Source organism: Acinetobacter sp. V89_4 (assembly GCF_029967875.1).
Lineage (GTDB): Bacteria > Pseudomonadota > Gammaproteobacteria > Pseudomonadales > Moraxellaceae > Acinetobacter > Acinetobacter oleivorans.
The window spans coordinates 50,575-68,823 of sequence record NZ_JASCAI010000019.1 but is presented as its reverse complement, the minus strand read 5'-3'; the positions used below and the strand labels follow the sequence as shown (position 1 = coordinate 68,823).

Below are 18,249 nucleotides of genomic sequence, written 5' to 3'. Positions count from 1 at the left end.
ATAAGTAGCTAATTGACGTTACTTTTTTAAAAAAGTAACCAAAAACCTTTGTTTCGATGACGGTACGTCCTTGCTACCGCATCGAAACGGCGGCATCCCTGCCGCCAACGCGTAGCCAATTTGAATTAAATCTAACACCTAGAGATTAGCTGCTAGTGCTAAGCGGCACTTACAGCCTGCGTAGCATAAGCAAGGTTTTGTTTTTGCAATATAATTTGAAAAATGGATACAACGAATAGGTTCTGTAAGTGACAATGCCTTTAGTTACTTTGGGCAAAACCAAAGTAACAGAATGAGCTACTTACATAATTACTTATAAACAGTAAGACTCCGTCGTGCTGATCTAGTTTTAGCATGGATTACAGCTAGACCTTATATGGATGACCAAAAGGAAACCATCATGCAAACATTTTCTCCTCAAGCAGTGATCGAACGCTTACAAAATATTGTGGGGCATTCTTATGTTTTGACCGATGACCAAAGCACGCGTCAGTACCGCCAAGGTCGTCGTTTTGGTGAGGGGAAAGTGCTGGCTGTGGTGGTGCCGGGCTCATTGCTAGAACAATGGCAGGTGCTCCAAGCTGCAATTGACGCAGACTGTATTGTCATTATGCAGGCGGCCAATACGGGATTGACCGGTGGTTCAACCCCATATGGTGATGATTATGACCGCCCAGTGTTGGTCATGAGTACGCGCCGTTTAAAAGGCATACAAGTCATTCATGACGGTAAGCAAGTGATTTGTTTACCCGGCGCGACCTTAGACAATTTAGAACAAATTTTAAAAGGCTACGACCGTGAACCACATTCAGTAATTGGTTCATCGTGTATTGGAGCATCGGTACTTGGCGGTGTGTGTAATAACTCGGGCGGTGCATTGGTGCGCCGTGGTCCTGCGTATACTGAACTGGCGTTATATGCTCAGGTGAATGTTGCTGGACAGTTAGAACTGGTGAACCACTTAGGGGTGAATTTAGGTTCGACTCCTGAAGAAATTTTGACTCGTTTAGAGAAACAGCAATACCAACCCTTAGATATTTTAGATGATAGTGAAAAACAGGCATCTGACCATCGTTATGCCCACGATGTGACTCAAGTTGATGAAGATACACCTGCTCGTTTTAATGCAGACCCGTCACGTTTGTTTGAGGCATCGGGTTCGGCAGGTAAAGTCTGTGTGTTTGCGGTACGTCTTGATACTTATGAAAAAGTAGAAAGTAATGTTTTTTATATTGGTACGAATGATGCCGATGATTTAACAGCGATTCGTCGTTATTTACTGACCTCATTGCCAAGTTTGCCAATTGCAGGTGAATATATTCACCGAGATGCTTATTTGATTGGTGAAAAGTACGGAAAAGACACCTTCCTATTTATTGAGAAATTTGGTACAGCCAATGTTCCAAAAGCCTTCGCCATGAAAGATAAAGTCGATGGCTTTTTGGAAAGATTTAAAATTAAAGGCTTAACGGATCATATTTTACAGGCGATTACGTTCTTTTTAGCGAGTCATTTGCCTAAGCGTATGACCGAATATCGAGATCGTTATGAGCACCATTTAGTGCTACGTGTCGAAAATAATTCAAAAGCTCAAACCGAGCAATTTTTAAAAGAATATTTTGCAGTGCATCAGTTAGGTAGCTATTTCGTATGTAGCGAAGAGGAAGGCCGAAAAGCGTTCTTACACCGTTTTGCGATTGCAGGGGCGGCAATTCGTTACCGCGATACACACCGTAGTGAAGTTGAAGATATTGTGGCGCTTGATATTGCTTTACGTCGTAATGACCGTGAATGGGTAGAGCAACTGCCAGCCGAGATGGAAAAGAAAATCATCCATAAACTCTATTATGGGCATTTCTTTTGTCACGTTTTTCATCAGGATTATATTCTTAAAAAGGGCCATGACCCTTTAGAAATGGAACATCAAATGTGGAAATTACTCGATGCGCGCCGTGCTGAATATCCAGCAGAGCATAATGTTGGGCATCTCTATATTGCCAAGCCTGCCTTAGCCAATTTCTACCAAAAACTCGACCCAACCAATAGCTTTAATGTGGGGATTGGGCATACCTCAAAACTGAAGTATTGGGGCAAGACTAAATCTTAATATCGAGACATAAAAAAAGGCGCCGAAGCGCCTTTTTTAATAGATGTATTATGCCGCTTCTGTTGATTTAGCAAGCACTTCTGCAACTGCTTTAGCAACAGTGTAAACATTGTTCATGTTTAAACCTGCTACACAAATACGGCCACTACGTACTAAGTAGATTGCATATTCTTCACGCAAGATATCAACTTGCTCAGCAGTTAAACCTGTGTAACTGAACATACCTTTTTGGTTTACAAGGTAGCTAAAGTCACGGTCTGGTAGTGCTTTAGTGAGTTCGTCTTTCAAGATGCTACGCATTTTAATAATACGCTCGCGCATCTCTTTTACTTCGCCTTGCCATTGTTGGTTAAGTTCAGCGTCATTTAACACTTCATCAACTAACCAAGCGCCTGTAGTAGGAGGGCTAGAGTAAATACGGCGTACAGTCGCTTTTAACTGACCGAATGTGCACTGAGCAGCTTCTGCATCGTCACATACGAAAGTTAAGCCGCCAACACGCTCGCCATATAAAGAGAAGATTTTAGAGAACGAGTTGCTCACAATGAAGTTTAGACCCGCTTGGTCTAAAGCACGGATTGCATACGCATCTTCTTCCATACCGTCACCAAAACCTTGGTAGGCGATATCTAGGAATGGAATAAGGTTACGGTCTTTTAATACTGCAATTACTTGGTCCCATTGCGCTGGGTTTAAGTCAGCACCCGTTGGGTTATGGCAGCATGGGTGCAACAACACAATGCTTTGCTCAGGCAAAGTTTTAAGTGTAGAAAGCATACCGTCAAAATCTACACCACGCGTTTCGTTGTCAAAATATGGGTAGAAATGAGTTTTGATGCCAGCGCCATTGAAAATCGCAACGTGGTTATCCCAAGTTGGTTGGCTTACCCAAACGTCTGAATTTGGGAAATAAGTTTTTAAGAAATCTGCACCAACTTTCAATGCACCTGAACCACCAAGTGTTTGGATGGTTACAGCACGTCCAGCTTTAACTGCTGGGCTGTTTGCACCAAATAAAAGTGCTTGAATTGCTTCACGGTAAGGTTTGAAGCCTTCCATTGGCAAATAAAGTTTGGTTTTACCGTTTTTAGGCTCGATACGCTTTTGCGCTTCAATAATGGTCTCTAACTGAGGAACAATACTGTCTTCGTTATAATAAAGACCAATACTCAAGTTTACTTTTCCAGAACGAGTATCAGCGTTGAACTGTTCCATTAAAGATAAAATTGGGTCGCCTGCGTATGGGGGGATATGTTGAAACATCAAAAAAGTCCTTTCATTCAACAATATGCATAGTGCTCGGTTTTTTCTGTCTCGAAAAATACGCCACAACTATGTCGATGTTCAATAATGTATCAATAAAGCTACCGTGAAGCACCTGATAATTTCACTAATATCGATATTTTCTGGATGAAAATGATAAAAAGATTTAAAAGAAATTACGGTAAATAGATACTAATTTATAACTCATGCTTTCATTCAAGCAGATTGTCTACAATCTTGCTGTAATACATTGGTTGTAGACTAAAGTTTGAAACAAAAGTTTAATGACTAAAAAGTAACTAAGAAAGAGTCATAAAACTATAGATAAATTGAAGCTAAATTATTGTTTTATAGATATTAAATTGCAGTTGGTTTAATGGTTTAAATATAAGGTGAAACGACAGGTCAAACGATAAAAATTGACCTGATGCGTTCTATAAAGTGTCAACAATCACCTTGATTTTTTTCATTCATACCGCTATAAAACTCATAATTGATTAAAAATTGTCGACAATATGCAAGATTTGACCTTCGCACCAGAGCCATTACAAAGTCAGGGAAGAACACTGACCGAGAATGTATTTAAACAAATACAGACGGCGATTGTTTTGGGTCAAATTCCGGCAGGTAGCAAAATTTCTGAGCCTGAACTGGCGCGCACTTATGGCATTAGTCGTGGGCCATTGCGTGAAGCGATTCATCGCCTTGAAGGGCAACGTTTGGTTGAGCGAACTGCACATGTGGGCGCGCGCGTGGTTTCGCTTTCACTGCAACAGTTTAAAGAGCTTTACCAGATTCGTGCGTCTTTAGAGGGTTTGGCCTGCAAACTTGCGGCACAGCATATTGATAAAAAGCAAATCTTGGCACTACGTGATGTTTTGCGTATGCATGCCGAAGATGAAAACTTTAAAGCAGGTAAAGGATATTACTTGCAAGAAGGGCAGGACGATTTTCACTACTGCATTATCAAAAGTAGTGGCAATAAAACCCTAGAAAAAATGCTGTGTGATGAGCTTTATCACCTCATCCGTATGTACCGAATTCAGTTTTCAAACACACCCGATCGACCGAGCAAAGCTTGGGACGAACATATCCGTATTTTAGATGCAATTGCAGAAGGCGATGGTGAACTTGCCGAGCTGCTCATGCATCGACATATCAATGCTTCTTACAAAATTATTGAGCAAACACTGCTACAAGCACAAGGAGAACATAACAATGGCTAAACAATCCGCAGGTCAGCTATTTCGCGATGCAGTAGCCCAAGAAAAGCCATTACAAGTGGTTGGAACCATTAACGCCAATCATGCACTTTTGGCAAAACGTGCAGGTTATAAAGCGATTTACTTATCAGGTGGTGGTGTGGCCGCTGGTTCTTTAGGCTTACCTGATTTGGGAATTAGTAACCTTGATGATGTGTTGACCGATGTACGCCGTATTACCGATGTATGTGATCTTCCATTATTGGTCGATGCTGACACTGGTTTTGGTGCTTCTGCATTTAACATTGCGCGTACTACAAAAGCGCTCATCAAGTTTGGTGCTGCGGCAATGCACATTGAAGACCAAGTGGGTGCAAAACGTTGTGGTCACCGTCCGAACAAAGCCATTGTGACTCAAGAAGAAATGGTTGACCGTATTAAAGCTGCGGTTGATGCGCGTGGTGATGACAGCTTCGTGATTATGGCACGTACCGATGCATTGGCTGTAGATGGCTTACAAGCTGCAATTGACCGTGCAGGTGCCTACATTGAAGCGGGTGCAGACATGTTGTTCCCTGAAGCAATTACCGAGCTTGATATGTACAAGCAATTTGCTCAAAAGACAGGCGCACCAATTTTGGCAAACATCACAGAGTTTGGTTCTACGCCACTGTTTACCACTGACGAGTTAGCATCTGCTGACGTAAGCCTTGCGCTTTACCCACTTTCTGCTTTCCGTGCCATGAACAAAGCAGCCGAAACTGTGTATGAAACCTTGCGTAAAGAAGGTACGCAAAAGAACGTGGTTGATATTATGCAAACGCGTAAAGAGTTATATGAACGCATCAACTACTATGCGTTTGAAGACTACTTAGACAACGCATTTGCTAAAAAGAAATAAGAAGTAAAACACGGTACATATGCCGTGTTTCCCAAATAATTTAAATAGATAGGAAAGGACAATCTTATGAGCTCAAATGAAACAACAACAGGCTTCAAACCAAAAAAATCAGTTGCACTTAGCGGACAAGTTGCAGGCAACACAGCACTTTGTACCGTAGGACGTAGCGGTAACGACTTGCACTATCGTGGCTATGACATTCTTGACCTTGCAGCAGGTAGCCAGTTTGAAGAAGTTGCTCACTTGCTCGTACATGGCAAATTACCAAACAAAGCTGAACTCAAAGCCTATAAAGCAAAATTAAAAGCACTTCGTGGCTTACCGGCAGCACTTAAAACAGCACTTGAACAATTACCGCCGTCTGCACACCCAATGGATGTGATGCGTACAGGTGTTTCAGTGCTTGGTTGTTTAACTCCAGAACATGAAGACCACAATGAAGCTGGCGCAAAAGACATTGCTGATAAATTAATGGCAAGCCTAGGTTCAATGTTGCTTTATTGGTACCACTTCAGCAACAACGGTCGTCGTATTGAAGTTGAAACAGATGACGACTCAATTGCAGCGCATTTCTTACATTTACTTCATGGCGAAAAACCATCTGAAGAATGGATTCAAGCAATGCATACATCTCTTATTTTGTATGCTGAGCATGAGTTCAATGCTTCTACATTTACATCACGTGTAGTTGCGGGTACAGGCTCAGATATGTACTCGGCAATTACAGGCGGTATTGGTGCACTTCGTGGACCTAAACACGGTGGTGCAAACGAAGTTGCATTCGTCATTCAACAACGTTACGACAATGCAGACGAAGCAGAAGCAGATATCCGTAGCCGTGTTGAGAAGAAAGAAGTCGTAATTGGCTTTGGTCACCCTGTCTATACAGTTTCTGACCCACGTAACGAAGTGATCAAGAAAGTGGCGCACGACTTGGCACAAGCACAAGAGAATACCAAAATGTACCTCATCGCTGAGCGTTTAGAAGCAGTGATGAAAGAAGTGAAAAACATGTTCCCGAACCTCGACTGGTTCAGTGCGGTGAGCTATCACTTAATGGGTGTACCAACTGCCATGTTTACACCGTTATTCGTGATTGCACGTACAGCAGGTTGGTCAGCGCACGTGATCGAACAACGCCAAGACGGCAAAATCATTCGTCCAAGCGCGAACTACACAGGCCCTGAAAATCTCGAATTTAAACCATTGGCGGAGCGTGGTTAATGAACACAAAATACCGTAAACCGCTGGCAGGTACCCAGCTTGAATATTACGACGTGCGTCAAGCCGTTGAAGATATTCAGCCAGGCGCATACGAAAAACTGCCTTACACCTCTAAAGTACTCGCAGAGCAATTGGTACGCCGTGCCGATGCCGAGAACTTAACTGCTTATTTAACGCAGTTGATTGAACGCCGTCAGGACTTGGACTTTCCTTGGTATCCTGCGCGCGTGGTGTGTCATGACATCTTGGGTCAAACTGCATTGGTTGACCTTGCAGGTTTGCGTGATGCGATTGCTGACAAAGGCGGTGATCCATCTAAAGTTAACCCAGTTGTGCCAACACAGCTCATTGTCGACCACTCTTTAGCGGTGGAATACGGTGGTGCTGACCCAGACGCTTTTGCAAAAAACCGTGCTGTTGAAGACCGCCGTAACGAAGACCGTTTCCACTTTATTGAGTGGACTAAAACAGCATTTAAAAATGTCGATGTGATCCCTGCGGGGAACGGCATTATGCACCAGATTAACCTAGAGAAAATGTCTCCGGTTATTCAGGCGCGTGATGGCGTAGCATTCCCAGACACATGCGTAGGTACAGACTCACACACACCACATACAGACGCTTTAGGCGTAATTTCTGTGGGTGTTGGTGGCTTAGAAGCTGAAAACGTAATGTTAGGCCGTGCATCTTGGATGCGTCTACCAGACATTATTGGTGTTGAGTTTGTAGGTCAGCGTCAGGCAGGCATTACAGCAACAGATATCGTACTTGCTCTGACTGAGTTCTTGCGTAAAGAGCGCGTGGTTGGTGCTTACCTTGAGTTCTTTGGTGAAGGTGCTGACAGCATGTCTGTGGGCGACCGTGCAACTATTTCGAACATGACTCCAGAATATGGCGCTACGGCTGCGATGTTCTACATCGACCAAAACACGATTGACTACTTACGCTTAACAGGCCGTGAAGATGCTCAAGTGGCGTTGGTTGAACAGTACGCAAAAGAAATCGGCCTTTGGGCTTCTGACATGACCAAAGCAGAGTACCCACGCGTACTTCGTTTTGACCTATCAAAAGTAACCCGTAATATTGCTGGCCCATCAAACCCACATGCCCGTGTTTCAACTGCGGACCTTAAAGAAAAAGGCATTGCAGGTGTTGTTGAAAACCGTTCTGATGGCTTAATGCCAGATGGTGCAATCATTATTGCCGCAATTACTTCATGTACCAATACTTCTAACCCACGTAACACCGTGGCGGCAGGTTTGTTGGCACGTAAGGCAAATGAGCTAGGTTTAGTTCGTAAACCTTGGGTGAAATCATCATTTGCACCGGGTTCAAAAGCGGCTGCACTTTACCTTGAAGAAGCAGGTGTTCTAAAAGACTTAGAGCAACTTGGTTTTGGTATTGTGGCTTACGCTTGTACGACCTGTAATGGTATGTCAGGCGCGTTAGATCCAGTCATTCAGCAAGAAATTATTGACCGTGATTTGTACGCAACAGCAGTACTCTCCGGTAACCGTAACTTCGATGGCCGTATTCATCCATATGCAAAACAAGCGTTCTTGGCATCTCCACCGCTTGTGGTGGCGTATGCAATTGCGGGTACGATTCGTTTTGACATCGAAAAAGATGCGTTAGGTCATGACAAAGAAGGTAACCCGATTTACCTGAAAGACATTTGGCCATCTGATGCTGAAATTGATGCCTTAGTTAAAGAAGCTGTGAAGCCTGAACAGTTCCGTAAAGTCTACATTCCAATGTTTGACTTAGGTGTAACGGAAGAAGCTGAAAGTCCGCTTTATGACTGGCGTCCACAAAGTACTTACATCCGCCGTCCACCATATTGGGAAGGGGCGTTGGCTGCACCACGTACTTTAGCGAACATGCGTCCGCTTGCGATTTTGGGTGATAACATCACTACCGACCACTTGTCGCCTTCAAACGCGATTTTGATGGACTCGGCTGCGGGTGAATATCTTCATAAAATGGGCTTACCAGAAGAAGACTTCAACTCATATGCAACGCACCGTGGTGACCATTTGACTGCACAGCGTGCAACATTTGCTAACCCGAAACTCTATAACGAAATGGTAGTTCGTTCAGACGGTACCATTAAGCAAGGTTCAAAAGCGCGTGTGGAGCCAGAAGGCGAAGTGATGCGTATGTGGGAAGCGATTGAAACCTACATGAACCGTAAGCAACCGTTAATCATTATCGCGGGTGCTGACTACGGTCAGGGTTCAAGCCGTGACTGGGCTGCGAAAGGTGTACGCCTTGCAGGTGTTGAAGCGATTGTGGCAGAAGGTTTTGAGCGTATTCACCGTACTAACTTGGTGGGTATGGGCGTGTTACCACTTGAGTTTAAACCGGGTGTAAACCGCAAGACTTTAAAACTAGATGGTACAGAGCTTTATAGCGTAATTGGTAATATCGCGCCGCGTTCGACTTTAACTTTAGTGATTGAACGTGCCACAGCAGATGGTAAAGAAGAGATTCTTGAAGTGCCTGTGACTTGCCGTTTAGATACAGAAGAAGAAGTTTCTGTATATGAAGCGGGCGGTGTATTACAACGTTTTGCGCAAGACTTTTTAGAAGGCCAAGTGGCTTGATACTTTAGTTAAACATTATTGATATTGTTTGAAAAATACCCTATTTTAAAAATGGGGTATTTTTTTGGAAAGTTATATGGATTTTGATATATTAATTTCAGATGATTTTAAAAACATATGTAAAAATGACAAAATTACGGTTATAGAAAATAAAAAAGTGATATCTTTTTTAAATGATTTTGAAGGCGGGAAATGGAGAACTAGCAAATTTAGTAGTTTTATATGGGATAATATTGCGGATACAGCACTAAACTATCAAGAGCGACAGGCATTATTTGATAAAAGTCATCAAAAACTGGTTGCTGCAGCAAAAAGCTTAAGATTTGCAAATGAAAGTGATGAAATAGGTCGCGGAAGTGAAATAGCGGAAATTATGCTTTACGCAATAATGAAAAATTATTATAAAGCATTACCTGTTGTACCCAAAATTTATTATAAACAAAATAGTCAAGATAATGCCAAAGGAGCCGATAGTGTTCATCTAGTGGTTGATGGAGATGATTATAGTCTTTGGTTTGGTGAAGCAAAATTCTTTAATAGCTTAAATGATAATAATTTCTATCAAATTACTAATTCATTATATAATGCATTGCAAACAGATAAATTGAAAAAAGAAAACTCTATAATTTTAGGGTTAAGTGATCTTCAATATTTGGGATTAAATGAAAATATTGTTGAAAAAATAAGAAAAGATCTATCCCCTAGAAGCAGTATTGATAATATAAAGCCATTAATAAATGTGCCAATAATGGTTTTGCATGAATGTGAAATAACAAATAATACTACTATTTATAACGAAGAGTACTGTAATAAAATTAAAGAAATGTATAGTGATAAAATCAACTCTTATTTTTATAAACAGTATAATAAATTAAAAGATTTACACTTATATGATAATATAAAATTTCATTTAATTTTGTTTCCAGTTCCTAATAAAGAACAAATTATCAAAAAATTCGTAAAAGCTGTTGAATTTTATAAAGATGAGGCATTAGATTAATGAGCAGTTTTGAAAAATTACATATAATAAATAACTTATTAATAGAGGGTAAGGAGAATGCAGCAAGAGAAAAAATAATTCGATTAATTGATAGTCTTAATGAAGATGAAATAAGTTATATACGTCTTCCATTAAATGATTTAATAAGAAAAGTTGGACTTTATCCTTATATGGATAGAGCTACTGCAAATTGGCAAGAAAATTTTTTATTGGAATCTTTTACTGTAAATATTGGAGATAAGGAAGTTGTTCTTCATAGAGAGCAATCAAAGCTATTGTCTGGATTGTTAGAGGGAAAAAACTTAGCAGTAAGTGCTCCAACAAGCTTTGGTAAAAGTTTTATTATTGATGCTTATATTAATTTAATAAAACCAAAAAATATAATGATAATAGTTCCAACAATTGCTTTGGCTGATGAAATTAGAAGAAGGTTACAAAATAAATTTAAAGATGATTATAAAATTATTACTACAAGTGATATTTTACTAGCCGAAAAAAATATTTTAATTCTTCCACAGGAAAGAGCATTAAATTATCAGGGTAAAATTGCAGAAATTGATTTGCTTGTCATTGATGAATTTTATAAGGCAAGTAAAAAAGAAAAAGATACCAGAAGTATTAGTTTGCAAAGAGCAATGCTTGAGTTTCAAAAAATTGCTAAACAAAGATATTATTTAGCTCCAAATATTAGTGAGCTTACTGAAAATATATTTACTAAAGGTATAGAGTTTATAAGTTTTGATTGTAATACTGTAGCATTAAATATAGAGAAAACATATGAAAAAATAAATGAAAATTATAGTAAATTTGATGCTTTTATTGATATCTTAAATAAGACTAATGGAAAAACATTAATTTATGTGAATTCTCATGTCTCTTTAAATGAAGTATGTACAATATTACTTGGAAAAGAGAAGGATAAAAATAATATCTTTTTAAAAGATTTTGCTAATTGGATTAGGAAAAATTATTCTAGTACATGGTATTTAAGCTTTATTGTTGAAAAAGGAGTTGCTACTTATAATAGTAATTTACATAGATCATTAACTCAAATTCAGTTGAGTATATATGAAAGCGAAATGCCACTAAATATAATAGTTTCGACTTCTTCTATTATTGAAGGGGTAAATACTTGTACGAAAAATATAATACTTTGGAGTAATAGAATTAGTAATTCTATGCTTAGTTTTTTCACTTATCGGAATATAATGGGTAGAACTGGAAGAATGTTCAAGTACTTTGTGGGAGAAGCATTTCTTCTAGAAAGGCCACCTGAAGAAGAAGCAGTAGTACTTGATCTAGAACTTCAAGAAGAAGCTTCATTATTATTGGATGAGGATGAGTTTGCGAATGAATTAAGCTCAGATGAGTTAAGTCGGATTATTAATTTCAAAAATAAAATGGCTGATCTTCTAGGGGTAAAATATTCTGAATTAAAGAATATTCAGGAGTTAGATGCTTCTGAATCATCTAATTTACAGAGAATAGCTTATGCTGTTCTGTCTAATCCTTCAAAGTTTACGAACGTAAATTTACTAAATGCAGAATATAAATATTGGGAGAGTCAATTAAATAATATCTTTTATTCAATAAAGCCAACAAGTTTGGGTGCGAAATATTCAGATATTATTAAAGTTCTTTTAGTCATTAGAAATAACTGGATAAAAGAAATACCTGAAATTATTACTGAATTAGAGGATTTTGATCTTAATATAGATGATTTTTTTAAGATTGAGCGTTTAATATCTCATAATCTTGCAAACTTTCTCAAATCTTTTGAAATAATTTATAACAAGAGAATTTATTATAAGCCTATAAATATCAATGCATTTATTGAAAAAATATCTCATTCATTTCTACCTAAAAACGTGTTTTATTTAGAAGAATTTGGTCTTCCTCGTTTTATTTCAAGAAAGATCCATCTTTCACGATTAATTGATTTAGAAAATAATGAAATGGAAGTAAATGATGTCATAAATTCTTTCCTAGAAATTGGTTTTGATAATCTGTTACAACAAGTGAATGATTTAGACACTTTTGATAAATATGTGATTGGTATTTTTTATAAAGGTATTGGCGGATAAAGATAAAACATAAAAAAAGCCCGACATCCTGTCGGGCTTTTTCGTATTTGGTTGCTAGATATGACTCCTGTCGTATCTCACGTCCTGATGCATGAACCTATTATTGTTGTTTTGTGTTCCGGAACATCCTGTTCCTGTATGAACTCATCATAGGAAAAAAGCAGGGAGTCGCCAATCCGCTAAATCCCTAAAAGTTTGTAAGATAAATCGTACAAATAACATTTTTTGCATTTATGCCATCATCATCGGTCGAAATGGACAATTGACAATCACTCTAACTGGGTTATATTCCTGTTTAATATCTATACGATTATAGGAATGCAATCATGGTAACAGCTGGCGAAAAACCCGGAACAGGCTTCTATTTCTGCGCTCAATGTGGCCAGAGAGTGTTTTTAGAAATTAATACAGATCGTTTACCACCATGCACTAAATGCTATTGCACTGAGTTTAAACGTTAAGAATAAAATAATATTTGCGTTCGCATTTAACAAAAAGCCCTGTCACCCGATGGGGCTTTTTGTTAGTTTAAAATAAGACTTACATAACAAGACCCGCGATGGGCACGAAAAAGGAAACCGTTATGGAAACTATCTTAGGTTTATGTATTGGCGTGGGGTTGAGCGCTGCCTGCGGTTTTCGCGTGTTTGTGCCGTTGTTGGTCATGAGCATTGCAACAATGATGGGGTGGTTTGAGCCATCAAAAGGTTTTGAGTGGTTGGCTATGCCATCGGTTTGCTTGGCTCTAGCTGTAGCAACGGTGTGTGAAGTTGCAGCGTATTATATTCCGTGGGTCGATAATGCTTTAGATACGGTCGCGACTCCTGCGGCAATGATTGCGGGTACGTTAACGACTATGGCTGTGAGTAGTGGTGAAATGTCACAGTTCGCAGGTTGGGCAGCAGCGATTATTGTGGGCGGTGGTACGGCAGGTGTGGTGCAAATGAGTACCGTTGCTGCACGTGGTGTTTCAACTGCAACTACGGGTGGCTTAGGAAATTTTGTTGTCGCTACAGGGGAGTGGATTGGAGCAATCTTGCTTTCGGTTTCAGCTTTGTTAGTTCCTGCGCTGGTTGCGATTGTGGTGGTTATTGCTGTTATTTGGGCAATACGTTGGATACGCCATAAAAAGCAAGAACAAGCACATAGTCCGTTATAGGTGAGCGCAAACATCATTTTTAAATGACCATAAAAAAAGCCCAACATCCTGTTGGGCTTTTTCGTATTTGGGTACTAGATATGACTCCTGTCGTATCTCACGCTCCTGGTGCTTGAACCTATTATTGTTGTTTTATGTTCTGGAACATCCTGTTCCTGTATGAGCTCATAATAGTAAACAAGCAGGATGTCGCCAATCCGCAAAATCCCTAAAAGTTTGTAGGTTAAAACGTACATTCAGAAATAATTTAACTTTTCAAAATGAATATGAATAATAGCCACCTTGTTACTTTAAGAAAAAAATCAAATGCGTATTAGAAAATCTTCAAGACTATTAGTTCTGAATGAAAGTCATCAAATTTTGTTATTTAAATTTACCCATACAAATGATGCTTTGGCTGGACAATCATATTGGGCAACTGTCGGTGGAGGGCTTGAAGAAGGGGAAACCTTCGAGCAAGCAGCTTACCGAGAGCTTTATGAAGAGTTGGGCGTAGTACGACAAAATGTAGGCACTCATGTTGCAACACGCAATTTTGAAATGATGTTGCCGAGTGCGGAAATTGTGATTTCTGAAGAAAGACTCTTTATTGTTTTTATTAAAAATGAAGAATTGAATACAGCAAACTGGACTGAACAAGAAAAGCTTGTGATTAGTAAAAGCCGTTGGTGGACATTTGATGAACTAAGTCAAACTGACGAGATTGTTTATCCAAACAACATTCCTAAAATTCTTGCAGAGAGTCTACCTGAGATTTTTAACCCCTAAAATTTCCTAATATTCAGACATAAAAAAAGCCCGACATCCTGTCGAGCTTTTTCGTATTTGGTTGCTAGATATGACTCCTGTCGTATCTCACGTCCTGATGCATGAACCTATTATTGTTGTTTTGTGTTCCGGAACATCCTGTTCCTGTATGAACTCATCATAGGAAAAAAGCAGGAAGTCGCCAATCCGCAAAATCCCTAAAAGCTTGTAGGCTAAAACGTACAAGAATGGGTAGGGTTATTCTTATATAAACGGATTTTCAGTTTCCCAAGGCTTGCTGCTAAAAATGATCTGCCCATTTTCAACACAAAGAATCCATGTATAGAAATACTCTTCTCCTAACCCTCGACATTCAAAATTTGCATTTGGAAATAGAGCGGTAATTTTTTCTATGAGTTGTAAGCAATAAACGGGATCGACATTAAAGGATGCCTGACCATCAGAAAAAGCATCTACTAAATCACCATAAACATCTTCGTGGATTGAATCCTCCGTTAATATTTCTAGGATCTTTTGCTTTTCAGTAGAGAAATCAATCGTGTCAAAATCTGTATAACGGACTTGTAGTTCTGTATAAAAACTCATTTTTATTAGCTCTATGATATTAATCGTAAAAAATACTACTTATTAAACATGACTTTATCGTTAAAAAAGAGTTGAGTATAGAAATATCTAAACTATAAGAGTTCAAATTTCTTAAAAATATTCTTCTTTAGGCCCCTGTGCCACAACAGACTTTAATCTTTTGCGCTGATTTAAAGTAATAAACCATTGCGGCACAGAGATAAAGAGCTAAGCCAAATGCGTAGCCAAGACTACTTTTGTCACACCGCTGCATGACGCTAAAAAAGTAGGGGCAAATTCCTGTGGGAGAACAGGACTTTGCAAACTGAAAAAATCATAGCTACCTAGAACAAAACTTAAAGCCAAAATAGGTTTATAAATTGTCATATTATTCTCATAAAGATTTATATCTATGAGTAGAATAAAAATATAATAGATTTAAATCTTAAAATAATTTTTAGATAATAATTAATCCTCCCATGCATGTAGGGAAATAGAATAATTAAAACTTTAAAATAAAAATAATTTATAAATTTAAAAAAAGGCAATAGAAAACCCGAATTTTAAATAAATAAAATGATTAAATTGGAGATGGAATAAGTTTGAAAAGTGTCATGGTCAACTCCTTAAAATTATGGAGTCCTACCACCAGATTACCGCGAATTAATTTATGGTGGTAGAACGAAAGGGGGTTGACAGACTGGGATCCATGGAACCAGCACGCACGGGGCGTCCCCCATCCGTCCTACCGCAAAGAAAAGGGGACGCAAGGGTCTAACGACTTATAGATTGTACTATAACCCGCCGTGGATCAACGGTCTGTCAAAACCGACTGGCAATGTGGCCAGCAACGAAATAATAATCGGTGATTTTAATTACGTCAATTTAATATTTAAAATATTCTTGATTTAATAATAAATCTAAATATATTTATTAAAATAATAAAATTATTATTAAAATTTTATTTATATTTGATTAGAAAAAATAATAAATATAGAAATATTTTGCCAGTTCCAAAATAGAACCTGATTGTTAAGATCTATTTTTATTATTTTTACAGAGATAAAAATGGAACGTGTTGTAATAACAGGTATGGGAATCAATTCTTGTATTGGAAATACATTAGAGAAAGTAACCGAGTCTTTAAAAGCAGGTCGCTCAGGCATTCGCTATAACGATGTCTATGCAAAATTGAATTTTCGGAGTCACGTCAGCGGCACAGCCGAAATGGATTTTGAAAATATTGATCCAGAATTAAAAAAACATATGGGTGTTTGTGCCATGTATGCATACAACTCGGCGGTCGATGCGCTACAACATGCCGAACTTGATGTGAGTGATATTGCCAACAACTCAAAATATGGCGTGATTGGAGGAACAGGGGGCAGCTCGACGGCTTCAATTATTGACATGCTGCATACCTTAAAAGAAAAAGGCGCAAGCGGAGTATCACCTGATTTAGCATCACGCTATCTTACAAATACGGTGAGTTCTAACTTAGCAAATGCTTTCAACCTAAAAGGTATATCTCAATCCATTGCAAGTGCCTGCGCTACTTCAGCCGACGCAATTGGCTATGCATTTCACCTTATTGCCGCTGGTAAACAAAACTTAATGCTGACGGGTGGCGGTGAAGAAGACCATTGGTCCCAAACAGCAATATTCGATGCGATGGGGGCTTTATGCTCTAAATATAACGATGCACCAGAAACGGCTTCACGCCCATATTCAGTAGATAACGATGGCTTTGTGATCGCTGGCGGCGGTGGCATGGTGATTTTGGAATCTTTAAGTCATGCCCAAAAGCGCGGAGCAAAAATTTTGGCAGAAGTGGTTGGGTACGCTGCCAATAGTGATGGTGTCGACATGGTAGCCCCAAGTGGCGAAGGCGCGACTCGCTGTATTAAGCTAGCACTCGCAGAAGCCAAGCAAAATGGCTCTGAAACGATTGACTATATCAATACGCATGGCACATCCACGCCAGCAGGAGACATTCCCGAACTATTGGCCATAGAAAGGGCTTTTGGTAGCGAAAAAGTACCGCCACTCAGTTCGACCAAGTCGATGACTGGACATAGTTTGGGGGCAGCAGGCGTACACGAAGCCATTTATTCTATTTTAATGCTGCAAAATAACTTTATTGCGCCGAGTATTAATATTACCGAACTGCGAGAAGAAGCTAAAAGTTTTGATATTGTTCAAACGAGCAGAGAAACCGAACTAAAAACAGTTATGAGTAATAGCTTTGGTTTTGGTGGGGTAAATACCTGTCTCGTTTTTAGAAAATGGGAAGGGTAATTTAAAATCGAAATGAATGTGGGCCTTATAAAAACAATAAAATAGGTCATACATGATGTTTTATAAGTAATAGAAATTTATTATTTTTTTAAGTCCAGTCATCTAAAAAATAAGATGCTATTTATTCTAAACTTTTAAGCATTTCTTTGGCATCTATATCGCCTGCATCGGCAGCTTGCTGAAACCATTTCTTTGCCAATTGGAGGTTTTTCGGCGTGCCTTCACCGTTTAAATACATTTGAGCCAAGTTGTACTGAGCATCGCTTTCATTGTGCTCAGCCGCTTTGGTGTACCACTTAAGCGCTTGCTCATCGCTTTGAGCGACGCCGTGACCTTTTTTATATAGCTGAGCTAAATTATATTCTGCGGGTGGGTAGCCTTGGTTGGCAGCACGACTGAACCATTCAAACGCCTTTCTATAATCTTGCGCAGTTCCTTCACCTCTGTCATATAACACCCCTAAGTTATATTGTGCTTTAGCATGACCCTTGGCCGCAGCCTTAGTGAAATAATCAAAAGCGCGCTTGGGATCTTTTTCGACGCCCGTACCTGTGTAATACAGCATTCCTAAACTATATTTTGCCCCCACGCTTCCATTTTGGTCAGCCGCAGTTAGCCATTTAAACGCTTGTTCATAATTTTTAACAACGCCTTGTTCGCCGCTTAAAAGCATCATGCCCAAATGATATTGAGCGACAGCTTGCCCTTGTTCTGCACGATATTGAATATCGGCCACACTCGGTTCAGCAAATGCTGAAGAATGAAGTGAGAAAATCACTGTAAATATATAAAAATCAGACTTTTTTATTTTCATATCTCATCCTGAATTTTATTAATTTTAATATTTATTTTTCTTTAATATCTATTTGAATATAAAAGAAAAATATTAAATATCTTTGGGTGATTTATAGCACTTTAAAATGAGTAAATTTTACGAATTAAATACCCATTTAATAACAAGTTAACGTAAAACCGCATATTTAGACTAGTTACATTTTGAAAATGAGTATAGATAGACAGATTAGTCTTTTTTTAATTAAAATGCGGCCTAAATATAAGTTTGATTGATAATA

14 protein-coding genes and 2 pseudogenes are annotated in these 18,249 nt (G+C 38.9%); 11 read left to right on the top strand and 5 right to left on the bottom strand.

Translation table 11 applies throughout. The features are described 5' to 3' along the window. Nucleotides 1–400 precede the first annotated feature (400 nt). A complete protein-coding gene (dld, locus tag QLG01_RS07205) occupies nucleotides 401–2,107 on the top strand; it encodes a D-lactate dehydrogenase (protein WP_282496123.1) in 1,707 nt (568 codons plus the stop codon). A 48-nt stretch (nucleotides 2,108–2,155) separates the two neighbouring features. Here dld and QLG01_RS07200 read toward each other — a convergent pair whose 3' ends face one another. Then, nucleotides 2,156–3,370, bottom strand: coding sequence for an amino acid aminotransferase (locus QLG01_RS07200; protein WP_013199242.1), 1,215 nt, complete (start codon nucleotides 3,368–3,370; stop codon nucleotides 2,156–2,158). Between the two features lie 335 nt (nucleotides 3,371–3,705). Next, a pseudogene (locus tag QLG01_RS07195) lies at nucleotides 3,706–3,840 on the bottom strand (hypothetical protein). A gap of 45 nt (nucleotides 3,841–3,885) precedes the next feature. Here QLG01_RS07195 and QLG01_RS07190 point away from each other — a divergent pair. From QLG01_RS07190 to QLG01_RS07150, 9 genes and pseudogenes are all read left to right on the top strand, one after another. Beyond that, a complete protein-coding gene (locus tag QLG01_RS07190) occupies nucleotides 3,886–4,596 on the top strand; it encodes a GntR family transcriptional regulator (RefSeq protein ID WP_001153627.1) in 711 nt (236 codons plus the stop codon). After that, nucleotides 4,589–5,473, top strand: a complete 885-nt coding sequence (prpB, locus tag QLG01_RS07185; protein ID WP_282496122.1) for a methylisocitrate lyase — start codon at nucleotides 4,589–4,591, stop codon at nucleotides 5,471–5,473. Before QLG01_RS07190 ends, prpB begins: the two co-directional genes overlap by 8 nt. Nucleotides 5,474–5,539: 66 nt before the next feature. Further along, the gene (gene prpC, locus QLG01_RS07180) at nucleotides 5,540–6,697 is read left to right on the top strand and encodes a 2-methylcitrate synthase (RefSeq protein ID WP_282496121.1); all 1,158 of its coding nucleotides are present in this window, start codon (nucleotides 5,540–5,542) and stop codon (nucleotides 6,695–6,697) included. Continuing rightward, the gene (gene acnD, locus QLG01_RS07175; RefSeq protein WP_282496120.1) at nucleotides 6,697–9,303 is read left to right on the top strand and encodes a Fe/S-dependent 2-methylisocitrate dehydratase AcnD; all 2,607 of its coding nucleotides are present in this window, start codon (nucleotides 6,697–6,699) and stop codon (nucleotides 9,301–9,303) included. The genes prpC and acnD overlap by 1 nt, the downstream gene beginning before the upstream one ends. Before the next feature lie 76 nt (nucleotides 9,304–9,379). Then, nucleotides 9,380–10,303 carry a DUF1837 domain-containing protein gene (locus QLG01_RS07170; protein WP_282496119.1) on the top strand — a complete coding sequence of 308 codons (924 nt, stop codon included), beginning with the start codon at nucleotides 9,380–9,382 and terminating at the stop codon, nucleotides 10,301–10,303. After that, nucleotides 10,303–12,387 carry a DEAD/DEAH box helicase gene (locus QLG01_RS07165; RefSeq protein ID WP_282496118.1) on the top strand — a complete coding sequence of 695 codons (2,085 nt, stop codon included), beginning with the start codon at nucleotides 10,303–10,305 and terminating at the stop codon, nucleotides 12,385–12,387. The genes QLG01_RS07170 and QLG01_RS07165 overlap by 1 nt, the downstream gene beginning before the upstream one ends. 326 nt (nucleotides 12,388–12,713) lie before the next feature. Next, the gene (locus QLG01_RS07160) at nucleotides 12,714–12,848 is read left to right on the top strand and encodes a zinc ribbon-containing protein (RefSeq protein WP_004640417.1); all 135 of its coding nucleotides are present in this window, start codon (nucleotides 12,714–12,716) and stop codon (nucleotides 12,846–12,848) included. Nucleotides 12,849–12,970: 122 nt separating this feature from the next. Beyond that, nucleotides 12,971–13,546 (top strand): DUF4126 domain-containing protein, encoded by a 576-nt coding sequence (locus tag QLG01_RS07155; RefSeq protein ID WP_144735310.1) that lies wholly within the window; start codon nucleotides 12,971–12,973, stop codon nucleotides 13,544–13,546. A gap of 266 nt (nucleotides 13,547–13,812) precedes the next feature. Beyond that, a pseudogene (locus tag QLG01_RS07150) lies at nucleotides 13,813–14,314 on the top strand (NUDIX domain-containing protein). Between the two features lie 243 nt (nucleotides 14,315–14,557). On the opposite strand, the gene QLG01_RS07145 reads toward QLG01_RS07150, so the two are convergent. After that, a complete protein-coding gene (locus tag QLG01_RS07145) occupies nucleotides 14,558–14,899 on the bottom strand; it encodes a hypothetical protein (protein ID WP_282496116.1) in 342 nt (113 codons plus the stop codon). A gap of 207 nt (nucleotides 14,900–15,106) precedes the next feature. After that, on the bottom strand, nucleotides 15,107–15,265 hold the full coding sequence (locus QLG01_RS07140; protein WP_282496115.1) for a hypothetical protein: 159 nt from the start codon (nucleotides 15,263–15,265) through the stop codon (nucleotides 15,107–15,109). 681 nt (nucleotides 15,266–15,946) lie between these two features. Between QLG01_RS07140 and QLG01_RS07135 the strand changes: the two genes are divergently transcribed. After that, nucleotides 15,947–17,176 carry a beta-ketoacyl synthase N-terminal-like domain-containing protein gene (locus QLG01_RS07135; protein ID WP_282496114.1) on the top strand — a complete coding sequence of 410 codons (1,230 nt, stop codon included), beginning with the start codon at nucleotides 15,947–15,949 and terminating at the stop codon, nucleotides 17,174–17,176. A gap of 121 nt (nucleotides 17,177–17,297) precedes the next feature. Here the strand turns inward: QLG01_RS07135 and QLG01_RS07130 are convergent, their stop codons facing one another. After that, complete coding sequence (locus QLG01_RS07130) at nucleotides 17,298–17,990, bottom strand: tetratricopeptide repeat protein (RefSeq protein ID WP_282496113.1); 693 nt, start codon at nucleotides 17,988–17,990, stop codon at nucleotides 17,298–17,300. Nucleotides 17,991–18,249: the final 259 nt, after the last annotated feature.

What these genes read in the sequence shown, in the direction of transcription:
- dld (WP_282496123.1), top strand. Translation starts at nt 401, where the DNA reads ATGCAAACATTTTCTCCTCAAGCAGTGATCGAACGCTTACAAAATATT.
- QLG01_RS07200 (WP_013199242.1), bottom strand. Translation starts at nt 3,370, where the DNA reads ATGTTTCAACATATCCCCCCATACGCAGGCGACCCAATTTTATCTTTA.
- QLG01_RS07190 (WP_001153627.1), top strand. Translation starts at nt 3,886, where the DNA reads ATGCAAGATTTGACCTTCGCACCAGAGCCATTACAAAGTCAGGGAAGA.
- prpB (WP_282496122.1), top strand. Translation starts at nt 4,589, where the DNA reads ATGGCTAAACAATCCGCAGGTCAGCTATTTCGCGATGCAGTAGCCCAA.
- prpC (WP_282496121.1), top strand. Translation starts at nt 5,540, where the DNA reads ATGAGCTCAAATGAAACAACAACAGGCTTCAAACCAAAAAAATCAGTT.
- acnD (WP_282496120.1), top strand. Translation starts at nt 6,697, where the DNA reads ATGAACACAAAATACCGTAAACCGCTGGCAGGTACCCAGCTTGAATAT.
- QLG01_RS07170 (WP_282496119.1), top strand. Translation starts at nt 9,380, where the DNA reads ATGGATTTTGATATATTAATTTCAGATGATTTTAAAAACATATGTAAA.
- QLG01_RS07165 (WP_282496118.1), top strand. Translation starts at nt 10,303, where the DNA reads ATGAGCAGTTTTGAAAAATTACATATAATAAATAACTTATTAATAGAG.
- QLG01_RS07160 (WP_004640417.1), top strand. Translation starts at nt 12,714, where the DNA reads ATGGTAACAGCTGGCGAAAAACCCGGAACAGGCTTCTATTTCTGCGCT.
- QLG01_RS07155 (WP_144735310.1), top strand. Translation starts at nt 12,971, where the DNA reads ATGGAAACTATCTTAGGTTTATGTATTGGCGTGGGGTTGAGCGCTGCC.
- QLG01_RS07145 (WP_282496116.1), bottom strand. Translation starts at nt 14,899, where the DNA reads ATGAGTTTTTATACAGAACTACAAGTCCGTTATACAGATTTTGACACG.
- QLG01_RS07140 (WP_282496115.1), bottom strand. Translation starts at nt 15,265, where the DNA reads ATGACAATTTATAAACCTATTTTGGCTTTAAGTTTTGTTCTAGGTAGC.
- QLG01_RS07135 (WP_282496114.1), top strand. Translation starts at nt 15,947, where the DNA reads ATGGAACGTGTTGTAATAACAGGTATGGGAATCAATTCTTGTATTGGA.
- QLG01_RS07130 (WP_282496113.1), bottom strand. Translation starts at nt 17,990, where the DNA reads ATGAAAATAAAAAAGTCTGATTTTTATATATTTACAGTGATTTTCTCA.